Origin of the sequence: Erysipelothrix sp. HDW6A, assembly GCF_011400295.1 — a bacterium.
Classification (GTDB): domain Bacteria; phylum Bacillota_I; class Bacilli_A; order Erysipelotrichales; family Erysipelotrichaceae; genus Erysipelothrix.
The window spans coordinates 1579798-1596743 of record NZ_CP049859.1; the positions used below are offsets into that span (position 1 = coordinate 1579798).

The 16946-nt window shown below is 38.3% G+C and carries 12 protein-coding genes and 3 rRNA genes; all 15 read right to left on the bottom strand.

The genetic code is table 11. The annotated features are described in order from the left end of the window. Window positions 1-103: 103 nt before the first annotated feature. Window positions 104-1186: an MFS transporter gene (locus G7059_RS08110; protein ID WP_166081586.1), complete on the bottom strand. Its 1083-nt coding sequence runs from the start codon at window positions 1184-1186 to the stop codon at window positions 104-106. A 328-nt stretch (window positions 1187-1514) separates the two neighbouring features. After that, window positions 1515-2021 carry a serine O-acetyltransferase EpsC gene (epsC, locus tag G7059_RS08115; RefSeq protein WP_166081587.1) on the bottom strand — a complete coding sequence of 169 codons (507 nt, stop codon included), beginning with the start codon at window positions 2019-2021 and terminating at the stop codon, window positions 1515-1517. A 13-nt stretch (window positions 2022-2034) separates the two neighbouring features. Further along, window positions 2035-2691 carry a deoxynucleoside kinase gene (locus tag G7059_RS08120; RefSeq protein ID WP_166081588.1) on the bottom strand — a complete coding sequence of 219 codons (657 nt, stop codon included), beginning with the start codon at window positions 2689-2691 and terminating at the stop codon, window positions 2035-2037. A 73-nt stretch (window positions 2692-2764) separates the two neighbouring features. Continuing rightward, a complete protein-coding gene (locus tag G7059_RS08125) occupies window positions 2765-3685 on the bottom strand; it encodes a YafY family protein (RefSeq protein ID WP_166081589.1) in 921 nt (306 codons plus the stop codon). Next, window positions 3685-4230, bottom strand: a complete 546-nt coding sequence (locus G7059_RS08130) for a hypothetical protein (protein WP_166081590.1) — start codon at window positions 4228-4230, stop codon at window positions 3685-3687. The genes G7059_RS08125 and G7059_RS08130 overlap by 1 nt, the downstream gene beginning before the upstream one ends. 114 nt (window positions 4231-4344) lie before the next feature. Beyond that, a complete protein-coding gene (locus G7059_RS08135; RefSeq protein WP_166081591.1) occupies window positions 4345-5616 on the bottom strand; it encodes an ABC transporter substrate-binding protein in 1272 nt (423 codons plus the stop codon). An 11-nt stretch (window positions 5617-5627) separates the two neighbouring features. After that, window positions 5628-6890 (bottom strand): MBL fold metallo-hydrolase, encoded by a 1263-nt coding sequence (locus G7059_RS08140; RefSeq protein WP_166081592.1) that lies wholly within the window; start codon window positions 6888-6890, stop codon window positions 5628-5630. Continuing rightward, window positions 6874-7692 carry a carbohydrate ABC transporter permease gene (locus G7059_RS08145; RefSeq protein WP_166081593.1) on the bottom strand — a complete coding sequence of 273 codons (819 nt, stop codon included), beginning with the start codon at window positions 7690-7692 and terminating at the stop codon, window positions 6874-6876. Before G7059_RS08145 ends, G7059_RS08140 begins: the two co-directional genes overlap by 17 nt. Window position 7693: 1 nt before the next feature. Further along, window positions 7694-8602, bottom strand: a complete 909-nt coding sequence (locus G7059_RS08150; RefSeq protein WP_166081594.1) for a carbohydrate ABC transporter permease — start codon at window positions 8600-8602, stop codon at window positions 7694-7696. After that, complete coding sequence (locus G7059_RS08155; protein WP_166081595.1) at window positions 8602-9675, bottom strand: ABC transporter ATP-binding protein; 1074 nt, start codon at window positions 9673-9675, stop codon at window positions 8602-8604. Before G7059_RS08155 ends, G7059_RS08150 begins: the two co-directional genes overlap by 1 nt. A gap of 409 nt (window positions 9676-10084) precedes the next feature. Next, window positions 10085-10198: ribosomal RNA gene (gene rrf / locus G7059_RS08160) — 5S ribosomal RNA — on the bottom strand. An 82-nt stretch (window positions 10199-10280) separates the two neighbouring features. Further along, window positions 10281-13189 (bottom strand): 23S ribosomal RNA (locus G7059_RS08165). A 292-nt stretch (window positions 13190-13481) separates the two neighbouring features. Further along, a 16S ribosomal RNA gene (locus G7059_RS08170) occupies window positions 13482-15016 on the bottom strand. Together the 16S, 23S and 5S rRNA genes form the textbook arrangement of a ribosomal RNA operon. A gap of 254 nt (window positions 15017-15270) precedes the next feature. Next, a complete protein-coding gene (locus tag G7059_RS08175) occupies window positions 15271-16050 on the bottom strand; it encodes an ABC transporter ATP-binding protein (protein WP_166082099.1) in 780 nt (259 codons plus the stop codon). Further along, complete coding sequence (locus tag G7059_RS08180; RefSeq protein WP_166081596.1) at window positions 16050-16946, bottom strand: ABC transporter permease; 897 nt, start codon at window positions 16944-16946, stop codon at window positions 16050-16052. Before G7059_RS08180 ends, G7059_RS08175 begins: the two co-directional genes overlap by 1 nt.

A 16946-nucleotide genomic window follows, 5' to 3' on the forward strand; every position in this document is an offset into this window, starting at 1 on the left:
ATTATTCTTCACGATTTAGGAAAACAGATCGGAAGGTATTAAATGATATTTCACCCAATTATAAGTGCATATTGGACATTATTTGAATTGACTGAAATATCATCTAATCTGCTGTTGATAACTGCGCCATGATCTTTCCATACTCCAAGTTTCCAAAACCTGATGCAGTAATGGTTGCAGGGAGTGAGTTCGATGATGGATAAGCTACAGCTACTAAGACGATTGTAATTAAAGTTATAACTGTTCCAGAATTTGGGAACATGACTAAAATAACTGTCCCTACCGTAAACGCAACGGTATTGTACAGAACAAAGAATTTAACACCAAATTTTTCTGCTAGAGCACCTGACACCATGACTGAAATTGCTCCCATGAGTGATAATAGGCTAATAAAGCTTGAAGACTGTAAATGAGTCATGCCAGCTTCTTGCCAGAATGTTGGTGCAAAAGATGTATACCCTGTGATTAACATTGCAATTAACAATATTGCTGTCCACCACATATAGAATGTAGAACTCTTACGAGCTTCAGCAAATGAAACGCCACCTACTACCGCTTGTTTATTATTTTCATTATCCAATTGTTTTTCCCAACCAAGAGGTTTTTCATTAAGATCTTGTGGACTCTTGATAAATAAGAAGTTAGCTAATATACCAAAAACTAAAATAACTACAGCTAAGATGAAGTATGCGCTTCTCCAGCCAAAGTTTTCAATAAGTATTCCTGAGAAGAACATTGCTACAGAACTACCAAATCCAGCACCACCGAATACTAAACCAACAACAGTTGATCTACGGTCAATAAACCATTCAGCAATAACGGAAGCTGCGGCAACGTTTGTACCAAATCCCATGACAGCACCTGCTAAAGTTCCACCTAAATAAATAAACCAAACATTTTGTGTAAATCCAAAGATTACATAGTGGAATGCACAGACTACTGTTGCAAAATACATAGCTCTCTTTGCAGTAACCTTCGCAATAAATTGAGTTGCGAATAGACTACAAATAAATGCAGAAGATGTTGCGAATGTTACTACAAGTGAAATACTGCTCATAGGAATACTTAGTTCTTTTGCAATGCTTGGAATAAAGACCCCTATACTTCCCAGTACCCCCAAATGTATAAACATTATAAGAAAACAACCAAACGCAACTTTATACCCTGGAAATTTATCTTTCAACATGAGTTTACCTCATTTCTTTTAAAACAAATGCTGCATAACTTGGTGTTGTTCACAGATTGTGTCCTCCCTTCGTGAATAACAGAAAGCGCTTACAACTTGTATTAAAAAAATATAACTTCTACTACTACTTAAATGATAGTTTACATTTAAACAATTAGCAAGCATTTGTTAGATTAAAGAAATATTTCACAATTCAACTATGTGAGTTATATCACAGACAATTTATTTCTAAACAATTTCTAATGTGTTTAATTGACTTTTGCCCATTAAAAAATGGATAGTACGAATGACTTTCCATTAAGTTAATCTAGTAAATTACTATTGTAAATTATCTTTTTACCGATTTTGCTGGTACACCAGCTACAATATCATGTGCTTCAACATCTTTAGTGACAACACTTCCAGCACCAATAATAGCACCCTCTCCTATTGTTATATCTCCAAGGAGAACGGCTAAGGCACCAATACGAACACCGTTTTGTAAAGTTGGGTGACGTTTAATTGGCTCTCTTACTTTACTACCTAAAGTTACACCATGATGTACCAAGCAATCATCACCTACTATTGCTGTTTCACCAATAACAACTCCATTACCATGATCAATTACAAAGCGACGACCAATTTTGGCAGCTGGATGAATCTCTATTTGAGTGATAAATCGTCCAAACTGAGATACAAGGCGAGCAAGGAAATACAAATGAATTGTATTCAAAAAATGAGCTGCTCGATAAAAGCCTAAGGCATGATAGCCAGGATATAATAATATTACTTCTAATAAGCTTCTTACAGCTGGATCATTTTTCTTATAAGCTCTCGCTGTATCCAACCATTTCATTAAACCACTCCAATCATAAAGACTTTAATTTTTCATCAATTAATCCCAGTACATATGCTTTATCTTCTGGGTTATTTTCAAAATCAAGATTATCAACATTAATTGTTAAGATTGGAGATAAATCATAATTATCAAAATACTTGCGGTATTCTGTATTTAATTTTTCCCAATATTCTCGTTCAACAACTTGTTCATAATCACGACCACGTTTAGCAATACGACGCATTGCTTCATCAACACTAATTTCTAAATAAATCATAAGTTTTGGAACATGAACATGTTCCAACATATTTTGTAACAATTCGGTATAAATCTGGAATTCTTCATCTGACATTTCGTCACTTAAATTAAGCATTCTCGCGAAAATTGCATCACCATAAATACTATGATCCATAACAGCACGAGTAACATCTTTTGCTTTCTTAATATGTTCAAATCTTTTATTTAAAAAGAACACTTGTAGCGGAAAGGAATAACGCTCTCTATCATAATAAAACTTATCTAATACTGGATTATCTACTACTGGCTCTTCAAATGGCTCGTAGCCTTGCTGAGCGATTACATTCATCAAGGAGCTCTTTCCAACTCCTACAACACCCTCAATAACAATCATGTCATAAACCTCTTTTCTCGATATAAAACGCAACACATCTTGATACGAAAATTCCATATTATTCACCACGTTTTCATAAGTTGCATTCTAAGTTTATTATGACTAAAGAATAAATGCAAGAGTATTGCCGTTAATATTGTTGAAATGCTTGTAGATACTCTTCACATGCCCAATTTCGAAGACTTTCAGGTGCATCAATATAGATATTTGACCCACCACGAAGGATAAAAGTACGAGCTGCTTCATCATTCGCAAACTCTACTTCGAGACGAAACTTGTGACTATCAATCCATGTAATCGTTTGGTTTTTTCCCCAAATATACTCACTCAAATAATCACGATCTTTTACAATCAAAGAAACCTTCACAGGTGATATCTTATATCCAAACTCTGAAAGAGATTGTCGATGACTAAATTCATCATCTTTAAGAAATTTAGTGTCCAGTACCTCAATAGAATTAATACGATTTATCTTCAAACTAAGGTATCTATTTTTCTCATCAAAGCCAAAAAGGTACCAAAGTTGATTTACGAGTACGAGTTCATACGGTTCAAAAAGATAGTTGTTCAGTGTTTGATGATTCTTTTGATATTCAATCCTAATCTTATGTTCCCTATCAATAGCATCCTCTAGCAACTCCAAATGTCTTTGGTAGGTTTGAGGATCTACATTAAGCTGCACAGATTGGACAAAAGGATTTGAATTCACATCATTATAGTTTAGTTGTTGTGATAGTTTCGCTAAAGCTATTTGCATATCAGGTCCATATACCGTTGTCTGCTGCATCATATTAGCAATAGCTTTCTTTAGAATTCTTCTTTGATTCATATCAAATGCTAATGGTTGAATCTGAGAACTTGATAAGAGGCGGTATCCACCTCCTGGTCCCATGATTGTCTCAATATGATATCCAGAATCAATTATTGTATCTTTGAGACGCTGAACAGCACGTGTGCTGATCTCAAGAGCATCGGATAACTCTTGTACAGATACAACACTACGTGCTGATAGAATATCTAACATGGATAAAGCATTGTTTAATTTACTCATTAAAGATTGTACCCTTTAACAATATAACAGCGAGTCAACAAGTCGTTGAAGTCTCTGTCATTTCGACCAATTTGAACAAGACCACCCAAAGCAAGCTCAGGTAAGACGTTACTGACTTCGATGATACATTGGCGACTTAATAACTCTCCTCGGTTTACAGAGCCTGTAAATACGGTTCCTGAGAATTGTTGAATAAACTCAATATCAAACGCAATCCCATAGTCTCGACTTATTGTCAATAAGTTTGGTTCTCTACTTCCAAAATAATCATAGAGAGTCTCAGCACCCATTACCACCAGTTGTCGTGGATCAGATATTACAGTAGAAACTGTGTAGTCTTTGCTGTAGTGAGTGTTGTACTTTACTTCATTATAGAAGTCGATACTATCTTTCTCATTTTGAAACTTTAACGTAACACTTACTGTCTCATCATAGTTCATTCCAAAGCGTTCCTGGAATCGTCCGTGTTGGTCACTGATAAACTGTGTTATAGTGTTTCCTTTCATTTCTAGCATTAATTCTTGTAATGTATATCCTTGTGTCATGATTATCACCTCTTGACTCAAGTATATAACTATTATACGACATTTAACGTCATATACTATCATTAAACTAAAAAAACAAGGTCTCTTTCGAAACCTTGTCTTTGAACTTAGAAATTATTGATTCCAAGTGTCTTTCATTTCTGCCTTATAGCCTTCTAATGTTTCTTTAACATCCTTGTCTTTATTAACAAGAAGGTCTTCAACAATTTTACCTGATAATTGGTACGCAGGATCTGAGTTTTCAATTACTGGTAATGGGAATAAGTTCTTTGTTGCTTCTGCAATTAATGGAGCAACTTTTGATTCTGATTCAGCATATGCTTTATCATTTTGTACTGATGTACGTACTGGCATATAACCTGTACTTGATGCCCAGTCTAATTGAGATTCTTTAGAAACTAAGTGTTTCATGTATAAGAATGCTGCTGTACGTTGTTCAGGAGTTGCTTCTGAGAACATGTAGATATCTGTACCTTGTTGTAAGTTAACTTCACTTGGACGTAATGCTACACCGTATTCAAATTTTCCTTCTGAACCTTTTCTAACATGGCTTTCTCCAGCCATTGAGCCGATATTCATAGCGATTTTTTGTTCACCAAATGGTCCTGAAAGATATTTATCGGAACCAGCGATACGGAAGTAGCCTTCTTTAATACCATCTTGGTAGTATTTGATTAAATTGACACTTGCGTCACTTGTAATGTCAAGATCTTTATTGAATTCTACGCCTGCTTCTTTCATTCCAATTGAGTAATAGTTTGTTAATGAATCGAAACCAACACCAACTACTTCACCATTTGATTTTTCATAGATTGTTTTTGAAGCTTCTTTTAGTTCTTCCATTGTTGTAGGAACTTCCACTCCATATTGTGCTAATAAATCTTTGTTATAGTAAAGAACTTCTGTTGATTTGTTGAAAGGCATACCATATTGTTTTCCATCAATTTTAGCACCGTCTAATAATGCTTTGTTGATATCGTCAATATCTTTGATACCTAAATCTGAGTGATTCATGTATGGGTCAATGTCTACTAATAGATTTGCAACAGTTGCTGCTGTCCATAACCAGTTTGGATATGCTTGAGTAATTGTTGGTAAATCTTTAGGTGATTGCATTGCAGCATTAATTTTACTTTGAAGATCTTGGTATTTTGATTGGTTTAACAATTCAATTTTAATTTTTGGATTATCTGCCATAAATTTTTCAGTGATTCTTGTTAAAGATTCTTCTTGTGCACCGTTCATTGCGTGCCAGAATGTTACCGTTACATCTTCTTTAATTTCAGTTACGATTGATGCATCATCTTTTGATGCTGGTTTACTTGAACACCCTACTAATACGAGTACTGCAAGTAATACAACTAAAAACTTTTTAATACTTTTCATGAGTATCTCCTTCAAATAGTTTCTCCTCGGATTGGTAAATGTCTCAAACCATGTTTGTTTTCCAGTCTTTCTGGATGCAAACTATGAATTGGGACTAACAGTTTTGGCGAAATTCGATCAACAATTTCCTCCAAATCTTCTACGAATGCATGACCCGTACATGCTAATCGTACAAAATCTATATTGTTTGCTGCCAACATATCTAAGAATGGTTGGTAAGCAGGATCAAATTCACCTAATGGTGACGCGTCGCTATGGATATAGACACCACCTCCTTTAAGATTTTCATAGTTATCCACAACTTGCCATAAATAATGACCTGTGTCATCTAACAAATCCTTGTAATCTAAACGTTTGCTTTCATCAAGTTTGTAGTCTGTATCATCATTTTGATAATACCAAGCATCGATGTTTAAACATTCCTTAAGAATGTGTGCATAAGATGCTTCTAGTACGACTTGACGTGGTGCATGTTCTACAATTGCAGCAAGACGTTTGACATTACCTGGATATGTGTTAAATGTAACTTGTTTTCCATCATTCTCGTTTACACAAGCAATGATTTTCTCTAAGAGTTCGGCTTCACTATTGATTCGATTTACATTTCTGTCATCATCAAAACTTATCGAAACTCCCTCAATAATTAAGATATCTGTTCCGTGTACTCTTTCACAGTATGCAAGCGAATCAGCTCTATCATAACCGTGTAAACGTAAATCACCAGTATAAGCAATTTGTAAATCTGGTGTTGTAATAATCATACCACATGCACCGTATGCATCGTGGTCGACACGCATCACTTGAACGTTAATATCTCCAACCGTAATCGTTTCTAAATTGTCTAATGGAATAATATTTCTAACGCTTGTACCATCATAGCTTGGTAAAAGGAAATCTCCTTTAGCGTTAAGACTCTCAAGCAGTACTTTTGTTTCTTTAAGTGCGTACATTGGAATTGCAGGATCTGAATAATTGACCATGCGAGTATGATCTAAATGACAGTGACTGATAAAAATAGCAGTGTTTTCAGCATCTAAATCTTTTGCTTCTTGATAACCCATGCGTGGGTCGTATACATGATTCAACTCAGGAATTAAACCTGTTTCTAATAGGCTTAAAAGACTATCATCTTTCAATTGAATCTCTGGATTGTATTCAGTACCAAAATCAAAGAAAATTCTTGACTTTCCATATCGCACCTCAATAATCGTACCACCTATTGTAAGCACACCGCTATGAAATGTTAATGTTGTTTTCTTATCCTTTAATACCATTCTTAGCAACCCCCTGAATAATTTGCTTTCTGAATACTAGATAAATAATAATAATTGGAATAATAGTTAGTGTTGCTGCTGCCATTTGTAAATGGACATCACTACCACTCTCAGTAGTAAAAGCAGAAAGACCATTATTCAATAATCGTAATTCTTTTTGGTTTGTTACAAGCAATGGCCATAGGAATGAGTTCCATCCAGAAATAAAGCTAAGGATACCAACTGTAACTAAGGCAGGTTTTGTAAGTGGGATTAAAATTTTACCAATAAATTCAATATCTCCACATCCATCAATTTTCGCAGCTTTGTAATATGAGCTTGGAATACTCTTCAAGTAGTTTTGAAGGTAGAAAATATAGAATACACTCGCTAACGATGGAATAATAAGTGCCCAATATGTATCAATTAATTGTAACTTTGCAATTGTTAAGAAGTTTGTAAAAACAATTGACTCGTATGGAACCATAAGTAAGGAAACCATAATAAGTGTTACAAGATTTTTATGTTTGAATTCTAGTTTAACTAATGCAAAGCCAGCTAATACTGATGTTACTAAAATACCTGCTGTTGTTGTTAAAGAAACAAAAACTGTATTGAAGAAGTAACGAATAAATGGAGCCTTTGCAAAGACCAAATCATAGTTAATAAACTGTGGGTTGGCAGGGATTAATGTTGGTGGAATACTTACCGCTTCTTGATAAGTCATCAATCCAGCTAAAACCATGTACACGAATGGGAAAATGGTTACGATAGCCATAAAGATTACAAAAAGAATACCAACTGTGTTTACAACTTTTTTCATACTATTCTTCCACCTTTCTTAAGAGTTTATTTTGCACAAATGTAAACAATAAGATAAGGATGAACAGAATAACTGTAGCTGCCATAGCGACCCCTGGACGCTGAGCAACGTGGAACTTATCATAGATATAATACACTGCAGTTTGAGCACTATTCGCTGGACCAGCAGATCCTCCAAACAGAGCATATACTTGGGAATAAACCTTGAATGCACTAATAAAGTTTACTGTTAGTAAGAATGTAACTGTAGGTATTAATTGAGGTAAGGTAATACGGTAGAACTTCTCCCAATTACTTGCCCCAAACATATCAGCTACTTTATAGTATTCTTCTGAAATATTACGTAGACCTGCAAGAAGGATAATGATGTTAAATGCAAGGCCTGACCAAACACCAAAGATAATGAGTGTTGTTAAAGCCATTGCTGGATTATCCAACCAGTTTACTGCAGGTACATTGAACCAGCTAAGTATATGGTTAATAATTCCGTAATCACCGTTAAAGAAATATTTAAATACAATACCAATAGCTAATGTACTTGTTACATAAGGAATAAAGAAGATTGTTTCAAATACACTTTGAATTTTTGTCTTCTTAATCTTTTCAAATACTAACCATGAGATAAGTAATGAAATAACAAGACAGATAGGAACAACGAAGAATGCATAGATTGCAGTATTCTTCATTGCAGTTTGAAATACACTGTCATTAATTACTCGGACATAGTTATCAAATCCAGTAAAACTGAGATTTAATAAGGTTCCTTTTTGTAATGATAACCAAAAAGAACGAATTAAAGGATAGATATTGAATAATCCAACAATAAGCAATGTAGGCAATAAATAAAGCCAAGCTTTTGGTTGGTTTTCAGCGCTATAGGCAGTAAACTTTCTTTTTATCGAGTTGAACATTAATAAACACGCTCCCCTGTTTCTTTAAAGAGATAAATACGTGGATAATTAAATGAACATTTAATTACATCACCATGGTTAATCATTTCATCAATTGTTACGATTGATTTTGCATGTTCACCATCTAATTTAAAGTTTAGAATACGTTCACGTCCAATTAATTCAACACTATCAACTGTTACTTCAAATAGTGATGATTCTTGATTGACATGAATATCTTCAGGACGTACACCTAATAGGTATTTTCCATCTGATAATTCTTGTTTAAAGCGTTCAGGAATAAAATCACTTGTACTAAATTCAAAGTCACTACCTTTGACACTTCCATTAGCAATATCGACTGGTAAGATATTGATGACTGGGTTTCCAATAAATTTAGCAACAAATAGATTATTTGGCTCTAAATATAAGTTTTGAGGGTCATCATGTTGTTGAATGACACCTTCATCCATAAGAACAATTTTGTCACTAATTGATAACGCTTCCTCTTGGTCATGAGTAACAAAAATTGTAGTAATCCCAACTTCTTTAACTAAACGACGAATCTCCTCACGAATTCGTAGTCGTAGACGAGCATCAAGATTTGATAATGGTTCATCAAGTAATAAAATGTTTGGATTTTGTACAAGTGCACGTGTAATCGCAACACGTTGTTGTTGTCCACCAGACATTGTACCTGGTTTCTTATTTTCTAATTCTTCAATACTTGTTAGCTTCATAAATTTACGAGCAATTTTTTCAGCTTCCTCTTTTGGAATTTTCTTTTCACCTACACGTAATGGGAACATAACATTCTCCAATACTGTCATATGTGGGTAAAGAGCGTAGTTTTGGAATACAAAACCGATGTCACGATCTTTAGGGTGTTTATCAATCATAGTGACGCCGTTGTTTAGAATATCCCCTTCTGTTGGATCGAGTAATCCTGCAATTAAGTTTAGGATTGTAGTCTTACCACAACCTGATGGTCCTAGCAAACAAATTAAGTCACCTTCTTCAACTGTAAAGTTAACTTTCTTGAGAGCTTCAAAGCCATTATCAAATACCTTTCGCAAGTCTCTGATTTCAATCATTTACGTTCCTCCTAGTAGTAAATTTCGATTAATTAATGAGTTTTATAATAAAAAACCTCACACTTATTATACAACAACTATCTTATTTATAACATGTGTTTCAAAATATTCATTACCTCATACTCACCCCTGTATTATACCATCTAATGTTAAAAATTGGTGAAAACATTGTTATATAACATTAAATTATAGCATACAAATGAGAATAGATAAGTATTCTTAACGATTTCACATTATATGGTTGTTAATACTATTATATAACATATGAATTCATTGAATATGATCTTTTGTTAACATTCATAAAAAATAAGCTAGGAACATCATTATATCATTATAATCAAGGGATATACAGTACCAATATACGAACTTTAAGCACAAAAAAAAGAACACCGAGAAGGTGTTCCGAATTACCTGGCAATGAGCTATCTTCACTAGAGCGTGCCTAGCTATTGTCGCCGCTAAAGTGCTTAACTTCTGTGTTCGGGATGGGAACAGGTGTGACCACTTCGCAACTATCACCAGATCAATTGCTTTTACTGAGAGATAATCTCTCAAAACTGAATAATAAAGTGTGACTCTTAGTTCTTTTCAAATAGTTGTGGTGTGTGATTAAATCCTCGACCTATTAGTATCAGTCAGCTACACATATTGCTATGCTTCCACCTCTGACCTATCAACCTGATCGTCTCTCAGGGGTCTTACTACTTACGTATGGGAAATCTCATCTTGGAGTTGGCTTCGTGCTTAGATGCTTTCAGCGCTTATCCAGTCCATACTTAGCTACCCAGCCGTGCCCTTGGCAGGACAACTGGTACACCAGCGGTATGTCCACCCCGGTCCTCTCGTACTAGGGGCAGCGCTCCTCAAATTTCCTACGCCCACAACAGATAGGGACCGAACTGTCTCACGACGTTCTGAACCCAGCTCGCGTACCGCTTTAATGGGCGGACAGCCCAACCCTTGGAACCGAATTCAGCTCCAGGATGCGATGAGCCGACATCGAGGTGCCAAACCTCGCCGTCGATGTGAACTCTTGGGCGAGATCAGCCTGTTATCCCCAGGGTAGCTTTTATCCGTTAAGCGACGGCCCTTCCACGCGGTACCGCCGGATCACTAAGCCCGACTTTCGTCCCTGCTCGACCTGTATGTCTCGCAGTCAAGCACCCTTCTGCCTTTACGCTCGTCGATTGATTTCCAACCAATCTGAGGGTACCTTTGGGCGCCTCCGTTACTCTTTAGGAGGCGACCGCCCCAGTCAAACTGCCCACCTGACACTCTCCCGAACCCGGATAACGGGTTGCGGTTAGAACTTCAAACTTACAAGAGTGGTATCCCAATGATGACTCCACATAGACTAGCGTCCATGCTTCATAGTCTCCCACCTATCCTGTACATGTAAATTCAAAGTTCAATATCAAGCTACAGTAAAGCTCCATGGGGTCTTTCCGTCTAGTTGCGGGTAACCGGCATCTTTACCGGTACTAAGATTTCACCGAGTCTGCTGCCGAGACAGCGCCCAAATCGTTACGCCTTTCGTGCGGGTCGGAACTTACCCGACAAGGAATTTCGCTACCTTAGGACCGTTATAGTTACGGCCGCCGTTCACTGGGGCTTCAGTTCAATGCTTCGACTCAAGGTCTAACACATCCCCTTAACCTTCCAGCACCGGGCAGGCGTCACCCCCTATACTTCGTCTTGCGACTTTGCAGAGAGCTGTGTTTTAGTTAAACAGTCGCTTGGGCCTCTTCACTGCGGCTCCCTTTTACAAGAGCACCCCTTCTCCCGAAGTTACGGGGTCATTTTGCCGAGTTCCTTGGCAACAGTTCTCTCGCTCACCTTAGGATTCTCTCCTTGCCTACCTGTGTCGGTTTTGGTACGGGCCAAATCATAATTAACGCTAGAAACTTTTCTCGAGAGCTGGCATCAATTGCTTCGTTACTTCCTCACGGGTTCACTCCCCATCACGCCTTTGCATTATGTGGCGGATTTGCCTACCACACTGCTCCTTCGCTTAGACAGGCTCTTCCATTCGCCTGCTCAATCTAGCCTTCTCTGTCATTCCTTCACTTATGATTCGGGTACAGGAATATCAACCTGTTGTCCATCGACTACGCTTTTCAGCCTCATCTTAGGTCCCGACTTACCCAGGGAGGACGAGCCTTCCCCTGGAATCCTTAGGCAATCGGTGGGTCAGATTCTCACTGACCTCTCGCTACTCACACCGGCATTCTCACTTCTATACGCTCCAACGCTCCTTACGGTACATCTTCAACGCGGTATAGAACGCTCCCCTACCACTTATATTACTATAAATTCGCAGTTTCGGTATCATGCTTAGCCCCGGTACATTTTCGGCGCAGGGTCACTCGACTAGTGAGCTGTTACGCACTCTTTCAAGGGTGGCTGCTTCTAAGCCAACCTCCTAGTTGTCTGTGCATCCCCACATCCTTTTCCACTTAGCATGTATTTTGGGACCTTAACTGGCGATCTGGGCTGTTTCCCTTTCGACTATGGACCTTATCACCCACAGTCTGACTGCCATCTATTTCTACTTTGGCATTCGGAGTTTGATTATAATCAGTACCCCGAGATGGGGCCATCATACATTCAGTGCTCTACCTCCAAAGTCATTCCAATGACGCTAGCCCTAAAGCTATTTCGGGGAGAACCAGCTATATCGAGGTTCGATTGGTATTTCACCCCTAGCCACAACTCATCCGCCAGCTTTTCAACGATGGTCGGTTCGGTCCTCCATTTGGTTTCACCCAAACTTCAACCTGGTCATGGCTAGATCACCTCGTTTCGGGTCTACCACAATGTACTATTTCGCCCTATTAAGACTCGCTTTCGCTTCGGCTCCGTCTTTTAAAACTTAACCTCGCACATTATGAGTAACTCGCCGGTTCATTCTACAAAAGGCACGCCATCACCCTTTAACGGGCTCTGACTTCTTGTAAGCATACGGTTTCAGGTTCTATTTCACTCCGCTTCCGCGGTTCTTTTCACCTTTCCCTCACGGTACTGGTTCACTATCGGTCACTAAGGAGTATTTAGCCTTACCGGGTGGTCCCGGTTGATTCCGACAAGGTTTCACGTGCCTCGCCGTACTCAGGATTCCATTAGGGTAGTCGCTGTTTTCGTTTACAGGGTTTGCACCTTCTACGACTGGCCTTTCAATGCCATTCAACTAACTTTGACTAATCCCACATCATGGTCCTACTACCCCAACTCTAAAGTTGGTTTGGGCTCTTCCCGTTTCGCTCGCCACTACTCAGGGAATCACTGTTGTTTTCTTTTCCTCTTGCTACTAAGATGTTTCAATTCGCAAGGTTGTCTCAGCATGTACTATGTATTCATACATGTGTAATACTGCATTACCAGTACTGGGTTCCCCCATTCGGATACCCCCGGATCATTGTGTACGTACCACTCCCCGAGGCATTTCGCTGTTAGTCGCGTCCTTCTTCGACTCTTAGTGCCTAGGCATCCACCGTACGCCCTTCCATATTTAATCACATGGTTTTGCGCCTGATTGTTTAAAATCAGTTTTTGTGTTTATCAGCTGTTGATAAACGTGTGTTCGCTTTGCTTAAGTTACTGTTTGTTTAACTTGATGTAAATCTAGTTTTCAACTATTCGAAAAGACCTACTGATGTCTATATCTCTATTTCTATCTATTGTCTTCTCTATTATTCAGTTTTCAAAGATCATTCATTTCTTCTGAGATTCTTATTAAAAAGCCTCTCAAAACTAAACAGGAAACTTTGTGTCAATTCCGCTTCTTTCTTAAGTGTATTACTCCTTAGAAAGGAGGTGATCCATCCCCACCTTCCGGTAGGGATACCTTGTTACGACTTAACCCCAATCATCGGTCCTACCTTCGACGGCTCCCTCCCTTTCGGGTTAGGCCACCGGCTTCGGGTATTACCAACTCTCATGGTTTGACGGGCGGTGTGTACAAGGCCCGAGAACGTATTCACCGCGACATTCTGATTCGCGATTACTAGCGATTCCGACTTCATGGAGTCGAGTTGCAGACTCCAATCCGAACTGAGACGTACTTTCTGAGATTCGCTCCACATCACTGCTTCGCTGCCCTCTGTATACGCCATTGTAGTACGTGTGTAGCCCAGATCATAAGGGGCATGATGATTTGACGTCATCCCCACCTTCCTCCGGTTTATCACCGGCAGTCTCTCCAGAGTCCCCAACTTAATGCTGGTAACTGAAGACAAGGGTTGCGCTCGTTGCGGGACTTAACCCAACATCTCACGACACGAGCTGACGACAACCATGCACCACCTGTATCCACCATAACTATTACATATCTCTATGCTTTTGCGTGGTATGTCAAGACCTGGTAAGGTTCTTCGCGTTGCTTCGAATTAAACCACATACTCCACCGCTTGTGCGGGCCCCCGTCAATTCCTTTGAGTTTTACGCTTGCGCGCATACTCCCCAGGCGGGATACTTATTGCGTTAACTACAGCACTGAATTTCTCCAACACTTAGTATCCATCGTTTACGGCGTGGACTACTAGGGTATCTAATCCTATTTGCTCCCCACGCTTTCGAGCCTCAGCGTCAGTTACAGGCCAGTTAGCCGCCTTCGCCACTGGTGTTCCTCCATATATCTACGCATTTTACCGCTACACATGGAATTCCACTAACCTCTCCTGCACTCAAGTCTACCAGTTTCTATGGCATCACGGGGTTGAGCCCCGAACTTTCACCATAAACTTAATAAACCGCCTGCGCTCCCTTTACGCCCAATAATTCCGGATAACGCTTGCCACCTACGTATTACCGCGGCTGCTGGCACGTAGTTAGCCGTGGCTTTCTGGTAAGGTACCGTCATAGCATGAGCATTCCCTCTCACACTTGTTCTTCCCTTACAACAGAGCTTTACAACCCGAAGGCCTTCTTCACTCACGCGGCGTTGCTCGGTCAGGGTTTCCCCCATTGCCGAAAATTCCCTACTGCTGCCTCCCGTAGGAGTCTGGGCCGTGTCTCAGTCCCAGTGTGGCCGGTCACCCTCTCAGGTCGGCTACGCATCATCGTCTTGGTAAGCCGTTACCTTACCAACTAACTAATGCGCCATAAGCCCATCTCATTGTGATGTATCCCATCTTTAATTATCTTAAGATGTCTTAAGATAAGCTATCCGGTATTAGCTGACGTTTCCATCAGTTATCCCAGGCAGTGAGGCAGGTTGCTTATGTATTACTCACCCGTTCGCCACTAAGATTGAAAAAGTAAACTTCTTCGCTCTTCGTTCGACTTGCATGTATTAGGCACGCCGCCAGCGTTCATCCTGAGCCAGGATCAAACTCTCCATTTGATTCTTTCTCTTTAACTCTGACGAGTTTATTTCTATCTAAAATTACTATTGAAATTGACGTTTCCTGTTTAGTTTTCAAAGACCTTTTTGCGCCTCGTTCCCTTAGCGCTTGTACATAATATCATTCATTCTATTCACTGTCAACGCTTTTAACAACTTTTTATTTTTTATTTTCATTTTCTTCACATCTACACCATTTTATCCCTCTAAACACTGCGTTTTAGAAAAAAAGAAACACTATAACTTCTAATAAATTATAGTGTTTCGACAAAAGAATTCTCATATTCCATAAACATATTAATTAACTGGTCTCTATTAAGCCGTTGTTTTTCTTCACCTTTAATATCATGGATGATTTTACCTTCATGAAACATCAACAATCTGCTTCCATATTCCAAGGCATGGTTTAGATTATGAGTTACCATAACAGATGTAATGTTTTTCTCTTTTATCATCTTATCTGTTAAGGCCATAATTGCCTCCGAACTTTTAGGATCAAGAGCAGCAGTATGTTCATCCAAAAGAAGTACATCTGGATTATTCATGAGTGCCATTAATAAGGATAGAGCTTGACGCTGTCCACCAGACAATTGTGCAACCTTTACATCCAGTTTATCTTCTAAGTTCATATCTAAAGTTTTCAATAGTTCTATGAAATGTTTTCTCTCATCTTGAGTAGATAATTTTCTTAGCGTGAAAAGCTTCCCTTTACCTGAAGCTAGCGATAAGTTTTCGATCACAGTTAAGGAAGGAGATGTTCCTGCAAGAGGGTCTTGGTAAACGCGTGAGATTCGTTTGAATCGTTGAAATCCTTTAATCTTCAACAAATTTTGTTTATCAAACTCAATGAAGCCATCATCAGGTTTAAGTTGACCACAAATTAAATTAAGCAATGTTGACTTGCCAGATCCATTGGACCCAATGATAGTAACAAACTCTCCTTTTTCTATTTCTAAGTTTAAATCATTATATAAGGAAGACTCTGCACTCGTTCCACCATTAAATGTCTTATCTATATTCTTTAATGTTAACATCATAATATTTCTCCCATCCCAATCTTCTTCGCAACTTTACTTTTATTTAACACAATAGCTACTACAAAGATAATGACTGTCGCAAGATTTAAATGTTGCGGATTCATGTTTAATTCTAATGCAATCGCAATAATTAATCGGTAAACAATTGAACCCAGAATAACCATTGTCGTTTGTTTAATCTTTAATTTTCCAAATAATGTTGTACCTAGGATTACTGAGGACAATCCAAGAACCACCATTCCAGTACCTAAGCTAATATCAAATGTTCTTCCAACCGAAGCAGCAATACCACCACTGAATGCAACAATACCATTCGCAATTGCTAATCCGAAGATTTTCACTGTCCCGACATCATGACCCAAGGTTGTAACTAAACCCTCATTATCACCTGTTACTTTTAATAAATATCCAAATCTTGTTTTAAGAAGTAAATCAATTATGACCTTAACTATCATTGTTAAGATGAATAGCACAATAATTTGGTAGTATTTCAAAACGAAGTCAGGCAAATTTAATCCACTTAAGTTCTTAGTAACAAATAAAGTGTTATGAGCAAAGAGCGGAACATTAGAGCTCCCTGCAACCATTAGATTAATAGAGTATAATCCAGTCATTACGAGTATCCCACTTAATAAGGAACTGATTCCTAATTTAACATGTAATAAACCAGTAATTGAACCAGCTATTAACCCTGCTATTAAAGAAGCAAGTAAAGCAATCCAAGGGTTAACTCCATTAACTATTAAGATAGCACTGACAGCAACCCCTAATGGAAAGGTACCATCAACACTCAAATCAGGAATATCTAAGATTCTATAGGAAATCATGACTCCCATTGACAAAATACCATACAGTAAGCCTTGAACACCTACACTTATAATGAAATCTAACAT

Bases quoted from the DNA above. Each gene is read 5' to 3' on its own strand.
- G7059_RS08110 (WP_166081586.1), bottom strand. From the start codon at position 1,186: ATGTTGAAAGATAAATTTCCAGGGTATAAAGTTGCGTTTGGTTGTTTT.
- epsC (WP_166081587.1), bottom strand. From the start codon at position 2,021: ATGAAATGGTTGGATACAGCGAGAGCTTATAAGAAAAATGATCCAGCT.
- G7059_RS08120 (WP_166081588.1), bottom strand. From the start codon at position 2,691: ATGGAATTTTCGTATCAAGATGTGTTGCGTTTTATATCGAGAAAAGAG.
- G7059_RS08125 (WP_166081589.1), bottom strand. From the start codon at position 3,685: ATGAGTAAATTAAACAATGCTTTATCCATGTTAGATATTCTATCAGCA.
- G7059_RS08130 (WP_166081590.1), bottom strand. From the start codon at position 4,230: ATGACACAAGGATATACATTACAAGAATTAATGCTAGAAATGAAAGGA.
- G7059_RS08135 (WP_166081591.1), bottom strand. From the start codon at position 5,616: ATGAAAAGTATTAAAAAGTTTTTAGTTGTATTACTTGCAGTACTCGTA.
- G7059_RS08140 (WP_166081592.1), bottom strand. From the start codon at position 6,890: ATGGTATTAAAGGATAAGAAAACAACATTAACATTTCATAGCGGTGTG.
- G7059_RS08145 (WP_166081593.1), bottom strand. From the start codon at position 7,692: ATGAAAAAAGTTGTAAACACAGTTGGTATTCTTTTTGTAATCTTTATG.
- G7059_RS08150 (WP_166081594.1), bottom strand. From the start codon at position 8,602: ATGTTCAACTCGATAAAAAGAAAGTTTACTGCCTATAGCGCTGAAAAC.
- G7059_RS08155 (WP_166081595.1), bottom strand. From the start codon at position 9,675: ATGATTGAAATCAGAGACTTGCGAAAGGTATTTGATAATGGCTTTGAA.
- G7059_RS08175 (WP_166082099.1), bottom strand. From the start codon at position 16,050: ATGTTAACATTAAAGAATATAGATAAGACATTTAATGGTGGAACGAGT.
- G7059_RS08180 (WP_166081596.1), bottom strand. From the start codon at position 16,946: ATGTTAGATTTCATTATAAGTGTAGGTGTTCAAGGCTTACTGTATGGT.